The sequence below is a fragment of the Pseudoalteromonas atlantica genome, assembly GCF_043641955.1.
GTDB classification, from domain to species: Bacteria; Pseudomonadota; Gammaproteobacteria; order Enterobacterales; family Alteromonadaceae; genus Pseudoalteromonas; species Pseudoalteromonas atlantica_A.
Genome location: NZ_JBHZRV010000016.1, coordinates 42,673 through 59,093, shown reverse-complemented (window position 1 = coordinate 59,093; position 16,421 = coordinate 42,673). Strand labels below are relative to the sequence as shown.

The 16,421-nt window shown below is 40.8% G+C and carries 20 protein-coding genes; 7 read left to right on the top strand and 13 right to left on the bottom strand.

Annotation, left to right across the window (positions count from 1 at the left end; all coding sequences use genetic code 11):
• Positions 1-199: 199 nt before the first annotated feature.
• Positions 200-733 carry a gamma carbonic anhydrase family protein gene (locus ACHUE3_RS19075; RefSeq protein WP_394193884.1) on the top strand — a complete coding sequence of 178 codons (534 nt, stop codon included), beginning with the start codon at positions 200-202 and terminating at the stop codon, positions 731-733.
• Here ACHUE3_RS19075 and ACHUE3_RS19070 read toward each other — a convergent pair.
• Both ACHUE3_RS19070 and aroE read right to left on the bottom strand, forming a co-directional pair.
• On the bottom strand, positions 730-984 hold the full coding sequence (locus tag ACHUE3_RS19070) for a DUF1488 family protein (protein ID WP_394193883.1): 255 nt from the start codon (positions 982-984) through the stop codon (positions 730-732). The genes ACHUE3_RS19075 and ACHUE3_RS19070 overlap by 4 nt on opposite strands.
• Complete coding sequence (aroE, locus tag ACHUE3_RS19065; RefSeq protein ID WP_394193882.1) at positions 981-1,805, bottom strand: shikimate dehydrogenase; 825 nt, start codon at positions 1,803-1,805, stop codon at positions 981-983. Before aroE ends, ACHUE3_RS19070 begins: the two co-directional genes overlap by 4 nt.
• Before the next feature lie 53 nt (positions 1,806-1,858).
• Here aroE and ACHUE3_RS19060 point away from each other — a divergent pair, with 53 nt between their 5' ends.
• Positions 1,859-2,296: a group II truncated hemoglobin gene (locus ACHUE3_RS19060; protein ID WP_064668289.1), complete on the top strand. Its 438-nt coding sequence runs from the start codon at positions 1,859-1,861 to the stop codon at positions 2,294-2,296.
• A 263-nt stretch (positions 2,297-2,559) separates the two neighbouring features.
• On the opposite strand, the gene hemF is transcribed toward ACHUE3_RS19060, so the two are convergent.
• The 6 genes from hemF to ACHUE3_RS19030 all read right to left on the bottom strand — a co-directional run bounded on the left by hemF (position 2,560) and on the right by ACHUE3_RS19030 (position 7,461).
• Positions 2,560-3,510: an oxygen-dependent coproporphyrinogen oxidase gene (gene hemF / locus ACHUE3_RS19055; RefSeq protein WP_394193881.1), complete on the bottom strand. Its 951-nt coding sequence runs from the start codon at positions 3,508-3,510 to the stop codon at positions 2,560-2,562.
• Between the two features lie 3 nt (positions 3,511-3,513).
• The gene (gene tsaC / locus ACHUE3_RS19050; RefSeq protein WP_394193880.1) at positions 3,514-4,080 is read right to left on the bottom strand and encodes an L-threonylcarbamoyladenylate synthase type 1 TsaC; all 567 of its coding nucleotides are present in this window, start codon (positions 4,078-4,080) and stop codon (positions 3,514-3,516) included.
• Between the two features lie 33 nt (positions 4,081-4,113).
• The gene (locus tag ACHUE3_RS19045) at positions 4,114-4,686 is read right to left on the bottom strand and encodes a DNA topoisomerase family protein (protein WP_394193879.1); all 573 of its coding nucleotides are present in this window, start codon (positions 4,684-4,686) and stop codon (positions 4,114-4,116) included.
• Between the two features lie 61 nt (positions 4,687-4,747).
• A complete protein-coding gene (locus ACHUE3_RS19040) occupies positions 4,748-5,221 on the bottom strand; it encodes a DUF494 family protein (protein ID WP_394193878.1) in 474 nt (157 codons plus the stop codon).
• Between the two features lies 1 nt (position 5,222).
• On the bottom strand, positions 5,223-6,311 hold the full coding sequence (dprA, locus tag ACHUE3_RS19035; protein WP_394193877.1) for a DNA-processing protein DprA: 1,089 nt from the start codon (positions 6,309-6,311) through the stop codon (positions 5,223-5,225).
• A 28-nt stretch (positions 6,312-6,339) separates the two neighbouring features.
• Complete coding sequence (locus ACHUE3_RS19030) at positions 6,340-7,461, bottom strand: LysM peptidoglycan-binding domain-containing protein (RefSeq protein WP_394193876.1); 1,122 nt, start codon at positions 7,459-7,461, stop codon at positions 6,340-6,342.
• Positions 7,462-7,578: 117 nt separating this feature from the next.
• Between ACHUE3_RS19030 and def the strand changes: the two genes are divergently transcribed.
• From def to ACHUE3_RS19005, 5 genes are all read left to right on the top strand, one after another.
• Complete coding sequence (def, locus tag ACHUE3_RS19025; RefSeq protein WP_099297198.1) at positions 7,579-8,085, top strand: peptide deformylase; 507 nt, start codon at positions 7,579-7,581, stop codon at positions 8,083-8,085.
• A 21-nt stretch (positions 8,086-8,106) separates the two neighbouring features.
• Positions 8,107-9,060: a methionyl-tRNA formyltransferase gene (gene fmt, locus ACHUE3_RS19020; RefSeq protein WP_394193875.1), complete on the top strand. Its 954-nt coding sequence runs from the start codon at positions 8,107-8,109 to the stop codon at positions 9,058-9,060.
• Positions 9,053-10,351 carry a 16S rRNA (cytosine(967)-C(5))-methyltransferase RsmB gene (gene rsmB / locus ACHUE3_RS19015; protein WP_394193874.1) on the top strand — a complete coding sequence of 433 codons (1,299 nt, stop codon included), beginning with the start codon at positions 9,053-9,055 and terminating at the stop codon, positions 10,349-10,351. Before fmt ends, rsmB begins: the two co-directional genes overlap by 8 nt.
• Before the next feature lie 8 nt (positions 10,352-10,359).
• On the top strand, positions 10,360-11,736 hold the full coding sequence (gene trkA, locus ACHUE3_RS19010; protein WP_099297192.1) for a Trk system potassium transporter TrkA: 1,377 nt from the start codon (positions 10,360-10,362) through the stop codon (positions 11,734-11,736).
• Positions 11,737-11,907: 171 nt separating this feature from the next.
• The gene (locus ACHUE3_RS19005; RefSeq protein WP_394193873.1) at positions 11,908-14,058 is read left to right on the top strand and encodes a TonB-dependent siderophore receptor; all 2,151 of its coding nucleotides are present in this window, start codon (positions 11,908-11,910) and stop codon (positions 14,056-14,058) included.
• Between the two features lie 88 nt (positions 14,059-14,146).
• On the opposite strand, the gene ACHUE3_RS19000 is transcribed toward ACHUE3_RS19005, so the two are convergent.
• The 5 genes from ACHUE3_RS19000 to ACHUE3_RS18980 form a co-directional block, all read right to left on the bottom strand.
• Positions 14,147-14,362, bottom strand: coding sequence for an EF-hand domain-containing protein (locus ACHUE3_RS19000; RefSeq protein ID WP_394193872.1), 216 nt, complete (start codon positions 14,360-14,362; stop codon positions 14,147-14,149).
• Between the two features lie 68 nt (positions 14,363-14,430).
• Entirely contained in the window at positions 14,431-14,643 is a 213-nt protein-coding gene (locus ACHUE3_RS18995) for an EF-hand domain-containing protein (protein WP_394193871.1), read from the bottom strand.
• A gap of 137 nt (positions 14,644-14,780) precedes the next feature.
• A complete protein-coding gene (locus tag ACHUE3_RS18990) occupies positions 14,781-14,993 on the bottom strand; it encodes an EF-hand domain-containing protein (RefSeq protein WP_394193870.1) in 213 nt (70 codons plus the stop codon).
• A gap of 77 nt (positions 14,994-15,070) precedes the next feature.
• Positions 15,071-15,283: an EF-hand domain-containing protein gene (locus ACHUE3_RS18985; protein ID WP_394193869.1), complete on the bottom strand. Its 213-nt coding sequence runs from the start codon at positions 15,281-15,283 to the stop codon at positions 15,071-15,073.
• Positions 15,284-15,360: 77 nt separating this feature from the next.
• Positions 15,361-15,573, bottom strand: coding sequence for an EF-hand domain-containing protein (locus ACHUE3_RS18980; protein WP_099297184.1), 213 nt, complete (start codon positions 15,571-15,573; stop codon positions 15,361-15,363).
• Between the last annotated feature and the right edge of the window lie 848 nt (positions 15,574-16,421).

Sequence of the window (16,421 nt, the reverse complement as noted above, 5' to 3'; positions counted from 1 at the left end):
TGGGGTCGCATTATAGGGAGAACAGATTTTTACGCAAGCGTTTTTTAAAGAAAACTTGAAATAAAGTACTGTTCGCTCGAATTACGACCGAAACACGTTAAAACCGCTAGTTTAGTAACCAAAACCGATCTGGACTGGCCATTTTATAAGCTCTACTGCTATCATCAGCTTTAATAGCTTTTATTTTATTAGGTGTTCTATGACTATCCGCTCTTATAAAGGAATTACTCCTACTTTTAATCAATCTGTCTATATAGATGAATCAGCAGTATTAGTAGGTAATATCACATTGGGTGACCACAGCAGTGTTTGGCCATTAGTGGCGGCTCGGGGAGATGTTAACTATATACGCATTGGTGAACGTACTAATATACAAGATGGTAGTGTGTTGCATTTAACTCGCTCAAGTAAAAGCAATCCAGACGGTTACCCTCTCATAATTGGTGACGATGTTACAGTTGGCCATAAAGTAATGTTACACGGGTGTCGTTTAGGCAATCGTATCTTAGTTGGTATGGGTGCTATTGTTATGGATAATGCTATTGTAGAAGATGATGTAATTATTGGCGGTGGTTCATTAGTGCCGCCAAATAAACGTTTAGAGTCTGGGTATCTTTATGTTGGTAGCCCCGTTAAGCAAGCTCGTCCTTTAACAGAGCAAGAACTTAGCTTTTTAAAAGTCTCTGCAAATAACTATGTTGAGCTTAAAGACGAATACCTCGCTGAAGGCTAAGTTATCGCCTTAATCTCAATCTGACCTGCTGAGTTATATTCTTCATCTTCGATGAGTTGCTCAGCAAGCTCTTCATAATCAAAGCGCAGCATTTCAAAGTGCTGCTTAGCTTCGTCAATATCAGAAATAGCTAGGTTTTGGGCGTTTACAATACACTCAACCATAAGCCCGCTAACTTGCGCATAAAAGGTTAATAGCTGAGTTTGCTCATCAAATTCGACTCTATCTATAAATTGAATTGCTTGGTTCATTTAAGCTCCCCTGCTTTTAATGCACTAACTACGGGTAATATCTCTGGCATTTTATTTCGCCACACATAAAATGCTTGTGCGGCTTGACCAACTAACATACCACTGCCATCTAAAACTGAAATATCTGCTTTATTCTCTTGCGCCCACTGCATAAATAAGGTGTTTTTATGCGAATAGAACATATCATAAGCACAATCACAGCCACTAAGATGCTTTATATCAAGCGCAGGTAGTTCACCAAGCATGCTGCTAGATGTTGAGTTTATAATTAGCGAGTAATCACTTACTGGCAAATCATCAAAACCATACCCTTTTATTTGGCCGTATTGTGCAAATAATTTAGCAAGCGCTTTTGCTTTTTCGCTAGTGCGATTAACGATAATAATTTCACTGGGCTGCTGAGCTAAAAGCGGTAATACCACGCCACGGGCAGCGCCACCAGCACCAATTAACAGTATTCGTTTATCTTTTATAGCAACTTTGTTTGCCAATAAGTCATTTACAAACCCAACGCCATCGGTGTTGTCACCAAGTAAGCGGCCATCATCAAGTAACTTAATGGTATTTACGGCGCCAACAATGGTTGCCAGCTCAGTCCGCTCGTCGACCAACTCAAATGCTTGTTCTTTAAATGGCATAGTCACATTAGCCCCCTTACCACCTTGAGCAAAAAAGTCAGTCACTGATTTTTTAAAGCCGTCAATCGGTGCTAATATTGCGCGGTAATCAATTTGTTCACCTAGTGAGGTTGCAAATTGCGTATGTATAGCGGGTGATTTTGAGTGTTCGATTGGGTTTCCAAAAACCGCATATTTGTCCATGTTCAAGCAACCTCTTTGCACAGTAAACACTGTTAATTAACGATGATAAAATTATGATTAGACGACTTTTCTCAAAATCGAAACCAGCAGAGCCACAACAAGCCCCCACGCCAGAAAAAACACCATACCAAATGATGGGCGGTGAACAAGGAGCACGTGCTCTGTCTGATAGATTCTACGATATAATGGCGAGCGATGAATACGCCAAACCGTTATATGATATGCATCCTCAACCATTAGACCGTATACGCCAAGTATTTTTTGAGTTTTTATCAGGTTGGTTAGGCGGCCCAGACTTGTTTGTAGAAAAGCACGGCCATCCGATGCTACGAAAGCGCCATATGCCATTCCCGATTGATCAGGACTTACGCGATCAATGGATGCATTGTATGAATAAAGCATTGGATGCTGAAATTGATAACCCATTACTGCGTGAAGGGCTGCGTAAATCTTTAGCGCAATTAGCCAGCCACATGATTAACCAGCATTAAACTTTTATTTAACCTGAACTCTGGTTAAGAGATGTACTAATGTATTGATATTAAATCACAAATATATTTATTAGTCTCCAGCCGGAGACTTTTAGCGATAACAAGGCGAATTTACGCGTCAATAGCTAGCCTATTGCAAGTAAATTCAACGCAGTTAGCGTTGAAAGTAGCCGCTGGAGATAGATTTATTATCCAGAGTTCAGGTTATTTAGCTCTCATACAAAAAGGCGCTAATTAGCGCCTTTTTAATTACCGTGTAATTCTTATAACTGCCATTCTCTTGCTATCAGCTCACTTGGTTGACTATTTAACCAACCTTGAGGACGTAAATAATATTGGTATAACTTCGCTTCAGCGCTGTTAGCTGTAGGTTTATAATTATATTCCCAGCGGGCTAAAGGCGGCATCGACATTAAAATGGACTCAGTTCGGCCTCCTGTTTGTAAGCCAAACAAGGTTCCTCTGTCCCAGACAAGATTAAACTCAACATACCGACCCCGACGATACAATTGGAAATCGCGCTGTTGCTGAGTGTACTCGTCGTTTTTACGACGCTCCACAATCGGTAAATAAGCATCGAGAAAGCCATTACCAACCGCTTGCATAAAGGCAAAGCTCTTTTCAAACCCTTGCTCGTTCAAGTCATCAAAGAATAAACCACCAACACCCCGGGTTTCGTCGCGATGCTTAATATAAAAATACTCATCACACCATTTTTTATATTTCGGGTATACGTCATCGCCAAACGGTGCACAGAGATCGCTAGCAACTTGGTGCCAATGCTTAACATCATCAAACACGGGGTAAAATGGTGTTAAGTCAAAGCCACCACCAAACCACCAAATAGGTTGTTCACCTTCTTTTTCGGCGATAAAAAAGCGCACATTGGCATGGCTCGTAGGAATGTGTGGGTTTTTAGGATGAATAACTAATGACACACCACAAGCGTGAAAACTACGCCCAGCAAGCTCAGGGCGATGCGCTGTCGCAGAAGCTGGCATAGAAGCGCCAAATACATGCGAGTAGTTAACTCCGCCTTGCTCAATAACATGGCCATCACGAATAACCCGAGTGCGACCACCGCCACCTTCAGCTCGCTGCCAGCTATCTTCAACAAATTTGGCGCTACCATCAGCTTGTTCTAAGCCTTGGCAAATGCTGTCTTGCAATGCCATTAAATAAGTTTTTACTTGTTCGAGTAGGTTACTGTGCATTGCTTATCCTCTAAATACTTTGCCGGTCATTACGTCTTTAATAGTGCTAGGTTGTGTATTGCCGCCAAGCGGTTCATCAACATAATAAGCAACCTGTTCAGCAAACTCACTTTTAGCCATTGCTATACTGGTAACCGTATCTTGACCAGACAAGTTAGCACTGGTTGAAACCAAAGGCTTACCTAGCTCTTGGCACAAGCGTTTTACTGTAGGGTGATTAGTTACACGTACAGCAATAGTATCAAACTGCCCGGTTAACCATTTAGGTGTATTTTTAGCTGCAGGCATAACCCAAGTAATCGCACCGGGCCAGCTAGAGAAAATATCAGCTCGCTTATCCATTGGGATTTTTGCATCATCAACATACTTTAAAAGTTGACCGTAATTATCGGCAATTAAAATCAGCCCTTTCTCGACTGGACGCTGTTTAATTGCTAATAAGCTTGCTACGGCTTGTTGGTTATCGGGGTCGCAACCTAAACCAAATACAGCTTCAGTTGGGTAAACAATTACACCACCTTGTTTTAATGCATCAACAACAGTTAAAGGTGAAGGGATTGGATCTGTCACACAAATCTCCAAATACAATAAAAGTTAAGCGTTTTACTCGCTGACAGTGATTTTATGCGAGCAACTTTTCTGTGGGCATTGTAACACAACACTGTTAGTCATTTGCTTTTGCATCATGACTGGCCACTGACACTCGGGGCAAGTATGCTCAATAGGTTTAAAATTAAGGGTGTATTTACAGCTTGGGTAACTATCACAGCAATAAAAAGTTTTACCAAATTTATTACTACGCGCAACTAACTGCCCTTTTTTGCATTTAGGGCAAGCGGGTAACACTTCAGCATCGGGCTCTTTTTCATCGTGAACAATGTAATGGCACTCTGGGTAACCGGTACAGCCAATAAACATACCGTAACGGCCATTTTTAACCACCAGCGGATTGCCACATTCTGGACACGGACTATCATCAAGTACTTTAATTTGCTGAGTATCATGTTGAGCTAGAGGCCGAATAAAATCACATTTAGGGTAGCTTGCACAACCTAGGAAAGGCCCGCTTTTACTGTTGCGTATCACTAATTCAGAACCACATTGAGGGCAAATTTCGTATTCTTTTTCGAGGGCATGCTGATTAGCAGAGAAAAGCGAATGATCTATTTTACTCATGTGGTTCCAAAGCGATTAGCTAATTTTCGCCTAATATACCCAAACTAATTAAAGATACAAGTTAATGTAATACCTCTGCTGGCTCATCAAAAATAAGATCTTCCATTTGCGAATAAGCAAGCTCAGAGCCTGGCACATTAAAGAGCACCATCAACACAACCCATTTCAAGTCATCTAGGCCAATGTATGGTTTGTCTAAAGCAAATAACCGATCCATCACCATTTCTCGGGTTTCATTATTGATTACACCTATTTGCTCTACAAACATTAGAAAGCCACGACATTGTGTACTAAGCATCTGACACTCACTGTCAGTAAAAATACGCACAGCGTGTTGTGGGTAAGCATTTAGATAAGGAACTTCATCACTGTGTTGTAGGTCTGCGAGTTGCTCAAGCCAATCAAGGGCTTTGAATATTTCGGGTTTATTAAAGCCTGCGCGCAATAGCTCATCGGTGAGCTCATTTTGCTCAACAAAGACTTCTGCTTCACTATGAATATAGTTTTCAAACAAATACATGAGGATATCGAACATATTAGCTTCCTCCCAATTTGATATAGCCGTCTAAAACTCGCTCTACTTTGTCATCCAATTCCAAATCAAGTAAACGAGTCTGTACTTTCTCAATCGACCATTGACAGCGTCGAGCAATTACATCAACCGGTGTAACTTCAAAACCTACGCTTTTCAGTACGTCGCATTCAGGCTTATTTTCAACAGGCTCATCTATATTATATAGACTGTTTTCGCTGAAAAAGCTCACTTCTTCTAAAATATCACTAACATTTTCGACTAACTTAGCCCCCTGCTTTATTAAAAAGTGGCTCGCTTGTGATAGTGGATTTTTAATAGAGCCAGGTACTGCAAACACCTCTTTATTTTGCTCAAGCGCATATCGAACGGTAATTAACGAGCCACTTTTAATCTCAGCCTCCACAATCAAAACCCCTAAGGATAATCCAGATATAATGCGATTACGGCGCGGAAAATTATTAGCATTGGCTGCTGTTCCTGGTAAAAACTCACTGACTAGTAAGCCACTATTTAACACTTGGTCTGTTAAAAGCTTATGCCGTTTAGGGTAGTAAACATCCACACCAGTGCCTAATACTGCAATGGTGTTTCCCGTTCCGGCGAGTGCGCCTTTGTGAGCTGCGCCGTCAATACCAAGCGCCATACCTGATGTAACAGTTAAATTAGCTTCGCTAAGCTGATGTGCAAATTGAGCGGCTATTTCGAGCCCGATGGGCGTTGCATTTCGGCTGCCGACGATGGCTATTTGTGGACTGGTTAAAAGCGCCAAGTCACCACGACAAAATAGTAATAATGGGGCACTGGCAATTTGTTTTAACAATGGCGGATAACGCGAATCAAAATAACTAATAACATTAATGTCGGAAGCTAATATTAGTTTTTCGTAGTGCTCAACAAGTTGCCAATCCGTTGCCACCAGATTTGTAGCGACTTGCTGGTTAAGACCTGATTTAAGTAGTTGCTGATAAGATAAATCAACGAGGTTTTCTAATGGCACTTTTTCAGCGAGTGCCAATAACGTTTTAACTCCTAGACCTTTGCATAAATAAAAAGCAAGCCAATGCGTTAGCTTGCCGTATGACTGTTCCATGCTCTCTCCTTAGAGCACTCAAACCTGCTTAATTTATTACTGCAAAATCACCGACTCGGATTGGGTGCTGGTTTTTCACTATTAAGGCATAGCTAACTTTGTCGTATACTTTAAACACCATTAGCTCACCGACTTTTTCTTTAGGCATATGCCATACAGTCGCGTCTTCATCTGCTTCGACACCCAAAAACTCGCTAGTATTTGTTATTAGCTTTTCAAGGCTATTCGAGTCTTCTTTGTATCGAGGGCCATTTCGACCATCAAAAACAGTTGGCGACTGACGCTCTATATCTAAAATATGGCCTGCTTTAATCTGCTGCTCTGACCCCAAGTTTAGCACTACTATATCCATCGTGCTAAATTCTCTCAGCTCAGTTACCGCAGAAATTATATTTCCCTCAATGGGTTGCTCTGGGCGCTTCATATTAAAGAATGCAGGAAGAGTTTGCCCTTCCATTGCTGGTAATAAAAAGTCTGTAGCTCTAATTTCTTGTTTAACGCTTTCTACTTTCACTGAAGCAGGTACGCCATTTTCTAAATTACCTGCTCTAAATGCACGGCCTACACCGACTAATACAGATTTATAAGCAAGCACATTATCGCTATCAATATCTTTATATGGTTTGCCTTTTCGGTAAATGGCATAACTTTCATGCTTGTTAAGATTACCTTTAACGTAAACGATGTGACCTAAAGTATTCATTTTAGTATTCTCGTTCGCGCCTAAAATGTAAGGTAAATCAGCAATTTGTTCACCACTAATCGCTTGTTCATAGGTTAAGTAAGGACGAAGTAGTGCTAGCGGCAATGTAGGAATCGCATTTTTACCTTTAGGCGTTATACGTCCCTGCGGAGAAAGCTTTTTATAGCCGGTGTTAATAACTAATCGTGGATTTCCATGCTCATCATAAATTAGAGAGAGTGCATCACCGGGATAAATTAAGTGCGGGTTATTAATTTGTGGGTTCATTTGCCACAGTTCTGGCCACAACCAAGGTTCGCTCAAATAGATACCCGAAATATCCCACAATGTGTCACCTTTTTTTACAACATATTGTTTAGGCGCATCTTTTTTAATTGATAAAACATCTGCATGAGATGAAAATGCAGAGCTTAATATCAGCGCAGCGGCTAAAAACGGGTATTTCATTGGGCTTCCTTGTGGTGTTTTTTCATTATTATTAACCAAAACCTGTTAAAGGTGAACGCGAATGGCTAAAATAAGAGCATACAATACCCTATATTATGCACAAGTGAAAAGGTTACTATGGCTAGGTTAGAAGTTTTAAGATTTCCAGATGAGCGTTTACGTACTGTCGCTAAAGACGTAGCAAGCGTTGACGACGAAGTTCGTCAAATAGTTAAAGACATGCTAGAAACAATGTATGACGAAAATGGCATTGGCCTTGCCGCCACACAAGTTGATATTCATCGACGTATTGTGGTGATCGACGTATCAGAAGAACGCAACGAACCATTGGTTTTAATTAACCCTGTTATTACCAAACAAGATGGCGCAACAGTAAGTGAAGAAGGCTGTTTATCTGTGCCGCATTCTTACGCAAAAGTAGATCGCGCAGAAACCGTAACGGTTAGCGCACTTAATGAAAAAGGTGAAGAATATAGCCTAGATGCCGATGAGCTTTTGGCGATTTGTATTCAGCATGAGCTGGATCACCTTAAAGGCAAATTATTTATTGATTACTTATCACCATTAAAGCGTCAACGTATTCGTAAAAAGCTTGAAAAAGAAGCTAAATTTGCAGCACAGTAATAAGCACCTTAGGAAAACTCAGTGACAAAACCACTACGCATTATTTTTGCTGGTACGCCGGACTTTGCTGCGCGCCATTTACAAGCTCTTATTGATTCTGAACATCAAATTGTTGGTGTTTATAGTCAGCCAGACCGCCCAGCGGGACGCGGTAAAAAACTAAAAGCCAGCGAGGTTAAAGAGCTTGCTTTAGCCAATGACTTACCTGTCTTTCAACCTGCGTCATTAAAAAGTGACGATGCATTAGCTGAATTAAGCAGCTTAAATGCAGATATCATGATTGTCGTTGCGTATGGGCTATTACTGCCAAAAGCAATTTTAGAGGCTCCACGCCTAGGTTGTTTAAATGTGCATGGTTCAATTTTGCCACGCTGGCGTGGTGCGGCACCGATTCAGCGCGCTATTTGGGCGGGCGACGATGAAACTGGCGTAACCATAATGCAAATGGACGAAGGGCTAGATACCGGTGATATGCTGCACATTAGCCGCTGCCCTATTGATGCTACTGAAACCAGCGCAAGCTTGTATACTAAACTCGCAGAGTTAGGCCCAACAGCACTTATCGAGACGATAGCAAAGCTAGCCAACGGCGAGCTTACTGCACAAGTACAAGATGACGAATTAGCCAATTACGCGAAAAAGCTATCAAAAGACGAAGCTAATATTGATTGGTCTATGGATGCTACACAAATTGAGCGTAATATTCGTGCATTCAACCCTTGGCCTGTCTGCTTTACAAAAATGGGCGAGAACACAGTAAAGATTTATCAAGCCGATGTGGTTGAGCAACAAGGCACTCCAGGCACTATTTTACACAGTGACAAACACGGTATTGTAGTCGCTTGTGGCACACACGCGCTAAAAATAACCCAATTACAGCCACAAGGTAAAAAACCAATGGCTGTTACAGACTTTTTAAACGGCCGCAGTGACTGGGTTACTCCAGGCAGCGTCTTAGGCGAAAATAATGAGTAATGTTCCAAACGTACGTGCGCTTGCCGCAGAAACTTTATATAACGTAGTCGATAAAGGCGCATCTCTAAACCAAGAGCTCCCTTTTGCAAGCCAAGGCTTATCGCCTAAAGATAAAGCCTTATTGCAGCAGATTTGCTATGGCGTGTTACGTTATCTGCCGAGTTTAGAGAATTATTGCCAGCATTTGGTTGAGCAACCGCTTAAAGGTAAACGCCGTATATTCCAATTTTTGTTGTATGTGGGCATTTACCAACTACAACATATGCGGGTTCCCCCACATGCTGCGATCAGTGAAACGGTGAATGCTTTAGCACAACTTCGAGCGCTTGGTTTAAAAGGCCTGATCAACGCTATTTTACGTAGTTTTCAACGCCAGCAGAGTGAGCTTGAAGAAAAAGCCAAACAAATTCCGGTGTGTTTATACAACCATCCAAACTGGTTTATTAAACAGGTAAAAGAAGCCTACCCTGAGCAATGGGAACAAATTTTAGAGGCCAACCAGCTACAAGCTCCTATGTGGTTACGTGTCAATCAAGCGCAGTACAGCACCGCTCAATACAGTGAAATGCTCAGCGCGAATGATATTGAACACACAGTAAACCCTGACTTTGTTGATGGTATTAAACTAGATAAACCACGCGATGTGTTCTCGCTGCCTGAATTTGATACTGGCGCTTGCTCAGTACAAGATGCGGCAGCGCAATTAGCTGCGCGCTTGTTAGACCCTAAAGATGATGAGCATATACTTGATGCTTGTGCAGCGCCTGGCGGTAAAACCTGCCACATTTTAGAGCTCGCCGACGCCGATGTACTTGCCCTTGATAGCGATGCAACCCGCCTTGAACGCGTAAAGCAAAACTTAACCCGTATCGGTTTAGGTGCAGACTTACAATGTGCAGACGCATCGCAACCCCATACTTGGTGGGATGAGCAGCAATTTGACCGCATTTTACTGGATGTTCCTTGCTCTGCGACTGGCGTTATTCGTCGTCACCCAGATATAAAATGGCTACGTCGCGCGTCAGATATTAATGACTTGGCTGCGCTACAGGGTGATATTTTAGATAGCATCTGGCCTTTACTAAAACCAGGCGGCACATTAATTTATGCAACCTGCTCAGTATTACCACTTGAGAATCAACAACAAGTTGCTAAATTTCTAGCAAGTAACACTGATGTTGAGCATATACCTTTGCATGATAACGACACCACCACAAACCCAGGCTTACAATTACTGCCAGGCGAAAGTGATGGGTTTTATTATGCCAAGCTTGTAAAAAAACAGTCATAAGATAAATAATGAAAATAATCATACTCGGCGCCGGGCAAGTAGGCGGCACACTCGCTGAAAACTTAGTAGGTGAACAAAACGAAATAACGGTTGTTGATATCGATGGCAACCGCTTACGTGAGTTACAAGACAAGTACGACCTACAAGGTGTTACTGGCCACAGCGCACACCCCGATGTATTACGCAGGGCCGGTGCCGAAGACGCCGATATGATCATTGCAGTAACCAGCTCAGACGAAGTCAATATGGTTGCCTGCCAAGTGGCTTACAGTATTTTTAATACGCCCACTAAAATTGCCCGTATTCGTTCTGAGCAATATCTTAAGTACCGTGAAAAACTATTTCAAAACGACGATTTACCCGTTGATCACTATATTGCGCCTGAACAATTGGTGACTAAGTATATTCGCCGCTTAATTGATTACCCTGGTGCGTTACAGGTATTACAGTTTGGCGATGGCATGCTGTCCTTAGTGGCAGTAAAAGCGTACTACGGTGGTTTACTCGTCGGTTATGCACTTTCAGCTCTCAAAGAACACATTCCCAATGTTGAGACGCGTGTAGCGGCTATTTATCGTCAAGGTAAAGCCATAAAACCATTAGGCACCACCGTCATTGAAGCCGACGATGAAGTGTTCTTCCTTGCCGCAACTAAACATATTCGCGCGGTAATGAACGAACTGCAAAAGCTTGAACGTTCATACAAAAAAATCATGATCGCAGGTGGTGGTAACATTGGTGCAGGACTTGCCCGATCGCTTGAGAAAAACCACAGTGTAAAATTACTTGAACGCAGTAAAGAACGCGCCGAGCAGTTATCTGAACTACTCGACAATACCGTTGTATTTTGCGGCGATGCATCAGATCAAGAGCTCCTCTCTGAAGAGCACATTGAACAGGTTGACGTGTTTATCGCTGTAACAAACGATGATGAAGCAAACATAATGTCTGCCATGTTAGCAAAACGCATGGGGGCACAAAAAACCATGGTGCTAATACAGCGTGGCGCTTATGTTGATTTAGTACAAGGTGGCGAAATAGACATTGCAATATCGCCGCAGCAAGCCACAATTTCAGCATTGCTTACTCATGTACGCCGTGGTGACATTGTTAATGTTTATTCACTGCGTAAAGGTGCTGCAGAAGCAATTGAAGCGGTAGCCCATGGTGACGAACACACTTCAAAAGTTGTTGGCCGAGCTATTGCAGACATCAAACTCCCCGCAGGTACTACCATTGGTGCCATTGTACGAAACGACGATGTACTCATTGCCCACGACGATACCATCATTCATTCTGGCGACCATGTGATCATGTTTTTAATCGACAAAAAGCATATTCATTTTGTTGAGAAGCTATTCCAAGTCAGCGCTATTTTCTTGTAAACATTTTTTGCCTTTTGTGGGATGCACTCAAAAGGCAAATAGAAATCAATCTCAATATCATTTACAAAAACAATTAAATCTATTACCCTCCTTGTGCCTTATTTTTAGACAGGCTTTCTTGTATGGATAACTAATTCCATATCATCAATCTATAAAAATGGACTTCTTCAGATGTTACACCCTCTATTAAAAACACCACTCTCCCTTACGTACTGCAGCGTCATTGGTATTTTATTTTCGACGTTCTCTCAATCAGTTGCAGCAAAAGCACATAATGATATTGAGAAACTAACCGTTGTCGGCGTAAAGCACAGCGGCTATAAAGTTGACTCTATGAACTCTGCAACAGGCCTTGATTTATCTCATTTAAAAACGCCGCAATCTGTTGTTGCTGTAACAAGTGAGTTTATGGCTGATCAACAACTTACTAGTACTATTGACGCCATAACCAGCGTGACAGGCATTAACGCTAGAGAGGCTGATAATGGTAAGTTTTCTATATCAGCTCGCGGCATTAGTGTGACCAGCATTTTATATGACGGTATTGCCACCACCTATGATACTCGCTTTAACTATGGCGATAACCTCACTGATACGGCTATTTATGAGCGCGTAGAAATTGTGCGCGGCGCAACAGGCTTAATGCTCGGTGCAGGTAATCCATCCGCAGCAATTAACTTAATACGAAAGCGCCCTACCGCAACTCAGCAAATCAACATTTCAGCCTCTGTAGGCTCATGGCAAAATTATCGCGGTGTTGTTGATGCATCAGGTAGCTTAAATAATAATGAGACAGTACGTGCTCGTGCGGTTATTGCATATCAGGATCAGCACTCATATCAGGACAGGTTTTCTCAAGATAAAACCACGTTATACGGTATTATTGAGGCTGATTTAACCGATAACACACTGCTAACCGTTGCTATTGATAATCAAAAAACCACACCTAAAGGCACGATGTCTGGCGGTTTGCCTATTTTTTATAGCGATGGTTCGCGTACTAACTATGATAGAGAAACATCAACAGCAACGAACTGGTCCTCTTCAACAACAAATGCACTAAATAGTTTTATTCGTATTGATCATGACTTTAATGCCAACTGGCAACTTAGTGCTAGCTATATATATGGTAACAACGATCTAGAATACGATGTGTTTTGGGCTACAGGACACCCAGACGCACATACTAATATAGGTATGACACCAGGCTCATTAAATTTTATCGATGCCAAACGAATTCAGCGTACTTATGAGATAGAGCTTACCGGTAGATTTAACTGGTTAGAGCAAAGTCACCAAATCATGTTTGGTTATAATAGCCAAGAGCAAAATTTTGCAACGCCCTACTTCCCAGGTCAAGAAGACGCAGAAATCATCGGAGACTTTACAGCCCCAAACTATGACTACGCAAAACCAACTTGGCAAACCACAGCCGCATATGGCTCTTATGGCACAACAGAGCAAAATGCTTTGTACTTTGCCTCACAACTTAATTTAACAAATTCATTCTCATTGATTTTAGGCAGCCGGTTAAATCAGTGGCAAACAAATCAAGACAACTTTGGTCGTGAACATGATTATGAATTAGATAACGAACTGACCAATTATTTAGGTGCCACTTATAGCTTGGCAGATAATTGGGCACTTTATGCTAACCACACCGATATATTTACCCCACAAAGTCGGGTCGATAAAAATGGCAATTATCTTGACCCAATTCAAGGTCAAAATTATGAGTTGGGTATCAAGGCCTCGTTATTGGATGAGCGTTTAGATATTGCACTATCGGGGTTTGAAATTCAGCAAGACAATGTGGGGGAATACACTGGTGAAACAATCCCTGATACTCTCCAAGCAATTTACCAACCTATCAATGGCACAGTTACCCAAGGTTTTGAGTTTGAACTTAATGGCACCTTGAGTGACCAGTGGGATGGCTACTTTGGTTACACTTACAGCGAAGGTGAGACACCTGAAGGTGATATTCTCAATACGACCAACCCAAAAAACCAATTTAAGTTATTCACGACTTACAAATTAAACAACATCTTAGAAGGTTTAAAAATTGGTGCAGGCTATCGCTGGCAGAGCCGTAGCTATGATGAAGTAAAAAATCCTGTTCACGGTCAAGTTGAAGTAGAACAATCAAGTTATGGAATCGCAAGCCTTATGAGTAGTTATCAAATAAACTCACAAATGTCTGTTAGTGTAAATATTGATAATTTATTTGATAAAACCTACTACAACCAAATCGGTTTTTATAATCAATACCGTTATGGCAACCCCAGAAAGTTTGCATTGCAGTTTAACTATAATTTATAAACATAAAAAAGCAGCTTGCCTATTTCAAAGGCAAAGCTGCTTTAACGTATATGAAGTGAAATTAACGTATTTTCTTTACCAAACAGTATTACTGTACTTTGGAGAACTCTTCTTTTGAAAGCTCACCATTTTGGTCAGTATCTAAAGCCGAAAAAATCTCAACAAGCTGTGCATTCACAGAGGCTTCTTTTTGGCTAATAGCGCCATCGCCATTAGTATCGAATGTGTCAAAGCTCACAGCAGCAAATGCTGCAGATGAAGTAGCAAGGGCGATAATAGCAAGTGCTGTATTAATATGTTTCATAATTTGTTTCCTAATCAAATAAAGGTAAGAAGTCCTTTTCAAAGATCCATTGTGCGTAAAAATTCACATTAAGCTTCTGAAAACTCTTGTTTAGAAAGTTCACCATTGCCATCTTTATCAAGCTCGTTGAATTGGCTTGATAACGTTGCATCAACCGCTGCTTCGCTTTGGCTTATTACACCATTACCATCAACGTCTAAGGTATCAAAATCTGTCATTGCAAACGCTGCTGATGAAGATGCAAGTGCGATTAGGGCTAATGTTTTAGTAAATTTTTTCATCTATATATTCCTTCATTGTTTATTGAACTAGCTTTAGGCTCTATATCCTTGCGCTTCTTTGTCATAGGCTCCTTGCCTATTTAGGTTGTCTTTGGCAACTCAGAATTATTACGCTAAAGCCTTTGAGTAAATTGTCATTAGGCGCTTTTGAACTCTTCTTTAGAAAGCTCGCCATTGCCATCAGTGTCTAACTCAGCAAATTGGCTCATTAATTTTGCATCAACTGATGCTTCGCTTTGACTGATCGCGCCATTACCGTCTACGTCAAGCGTATCGAAATCAGTTGCAGCAAAAGCTGCTGATGAAGATGCTAGTGCGATAAGTGCTAATGTTTTGTTTAATGTGTTCATAATAAAATTCCTTCAATCTCTGAATATTGCGTTAATTTGAAAACCGAAAATCCTTTTCTAACATCCTTGTGGCTCTATTAAGCCTTTGAGAATTCTTCTTTCGATAACTCGCCGTTACCATCAGTATCAAGCGTTTTGAACTGACTCATTAATTCAGCGTCAACTGATGCTTCGCTTTGACTGATTGCGCCATTACCGTCTACGTCAAGCGTATCGAAATCGCTAGCTGCAAAGGCTGCTGAAGAAGAAGCAAGGGCGATAAGAGCTAATGTTTTGTTTAATGTGTTCATAATAAAATTCCTTCAATCTCTGAATATTGCGTTAATTTAAAAACCGAAAATCCTTTTCTAACATCCTTGCGGCTCTATTAAGCCTTTGAGAATTCTTCTTTTGATAACTCGCCGTTACCATCAGTATCAAGCGTTTTGAACTGGCTCATTAATGCAGCGTCAACTGATGCTTCGCTTTGACTGATCGCGCCATTACCATCTACATCAAGCGTATCGAAATCAGTTGCAGCAAAGGCTGCTGAAGAAGAAGCAAGGGCAATAAGTGCTAATGTTTTGTTTAATGTGTTCATAATCAATCTTCCTTCAAAGTTTATGTACGTTGCGATTAAATACTTAATCACGTTTTCGTTTCGTTCGAACTAAGTATTACAACTTCAATGCCAACCTTGATAAAACAAATAAAAACAACAACTTAAACTTATTTTTAAACAAAACAGATATTAAAACAGTATTTTTTTGTTGCTTTTTAGCAACACGCGTAATGGCGCGAAATTTAATACTATAAAAATCAAAAAGTTAAGATTAATAAAAAAGACACAAAGCCACTCTAAACACCATTATTAGTGTTTGTTTTTGTTAAAAAGGGATAAACCTATGCTGAACAGCTTTTTGGGGAGAATATTTTTAAAAATAAAAAACAATTTAATACATTGATTTATAATTACTTTTAAATAAAAGCAAACATTTTTCCTATTGCTGTTGGGGTATTATTTGAAGAAAACTGAATTTGTTGCAAATAAGCGAAATAAGGCGAATCTAATAAACGTAAATCGCTGCTATTTGCTGTTTATAGATGGAGCACAGTTGTTACTTTAACCTGAACTCTGGTTAAGAGATGTACTAATATACTGATGTTAAATAATAATTTTTTTATAAGTCTCCAGCCGGAGACTTTCAGGGGTAACAAGGCGAATTTATGCGTCAATAGCTGGCCTATTGCAAGTAAATTCAACGCAGTTAGCGCTTAAAGTAGCCGCTGGAGATACATTTATTATCCAGAGTTCAGGTTACTTTAATCATTGACTGTAAATTTAAATCGCCTAAGCGCTACCAATTAACTGCTGCGGTTTACTGTGCCATATAGTTATTCCCATAAACTACCAATAATACTACTTATGTAAAATAACTCCCTCGCTAC

Bases quoted from the DNA above. Each gene is read 5' to 3' on its own strand.
- ACHUE3_RS19075 (WP_394193884.1), top strand. From the start codon at position 200: ATGACTATCCGCTCTTATAAAGGAATTACTCCTACTTTTAATCAATCT.
- ACHUE3_RS19070 (WP_394193883.1), bottom strand. From the start codon at position 984: ATGAACCAAGCAATTCAATTTATAGATAGAGTCGAATTTGATGAGCAA.
- aroE (WP_394193882.1), bottom strand. From the start codon at position 1,805: ATGGACAAATATGCGGTTTTTGGAAACCCAATCGAACACTCAAAATCA.
- ACHUE3_RS19060 (WP_064668289.1), top strand. From the start codon at position 1,859: ATGATTAGACGACTTTTCTCAAAATCGAAACCAGCAGAGCCACAACAA.
- hemF (WP_394193881.1), bottom strand. From the start codon at position 3,510: ATGCACAGTAACCTACTCGAACAAGTAAAAACTTATTTAATGGCATTG.
- ACHUE3_RS19045 (WP_394193879.1), bottom strand. From the start codon at position 4,686: ATGAGTAAAATAGATCATTCGCTTTTCTCTGCTAATCAGCATGCCCTC.
- ACHUE3_RS19040 (WP_394193878.1), bottom strand. From the start codon at position 5,221: ATGTTCGATATCCTCATGTATTTGTTTGAAAACTATATTCATAGTGAA.
- dprA (WP_394193877.1), bottom strand. From the start codon at position 6,311: ATGGAACAGTCATACGGCAAGCTAACGCATTGGCTTGCTTTTTATTTA.
- ACHUE3_RS19030 (WP_394193876.1), bottom strand. From the start codon at position 7,461: ATGAAATACCCGTTTTTAGCCGCTGCGCTGATATTAAGCTCTGCATTT.
- def (WP_099297198.1), top strand. From the start codon at position 7,579: ATGGCTAGGTTAGAAGTTTTAAGATTTCCAGATGAGCGTTTACGTACT.
- rsmB (WP_394193874.1), top strand. From the start codon at position 9,053: ATGAGTAATGTTCCAAACGTACGTGCGCTTGCCGCAGAAACTTTATAT.
- trkA (WP_099297192.1), top strand. From the start codon at position 10,360: ATGAAAATAATCATACTCGGCGCCGGGCAAGTAGGCGGCACACTCGCT.
- ACHUE3_RS19005 (WP_394193873.1), top strand. From the start codon at position 11,908: ATGTTACACCCTCTATTAAAAACACCACTCTCCCTTACGTACTGCAGC.
- ACHUE3_RS19000 (WP_394193872.1), bottom strand. From the start codon at position 14,362: ATGAAACATATTAATACAGCACTTGCTATTATCGCCCTTGCTACTTCA.
- ACHUE3_RS18995 (WP_394193871.1), bottom strand. From the start codon at position 14,643: ATGAAAAAATTTACTAAAACATTAGCCCTAATCGCACTTGCATCTTCA.
- ACHUE3_RS18990 (WP_394193870.1), bottom strand. From the start codon at position 14,993: ATGAACACATTAAACAAAACATTAGCACTTATCGCACTAGCATCTTCA.
- ACHUE3_RS18985 (WP_394193869.1), bottom strand. From the start codon at position 15,283: ATGAACACATTAAACAAAACATTAGCTCTTATCGCCCTTGCTTCTTCT.
- ACHUE3_RS18980 (WP_099297184.1), bottom strand. From the start codon at position 15,573: ATGAACACATTAAACAAAACATTAGCACTTATTGCCCTTGCTTCTTCT.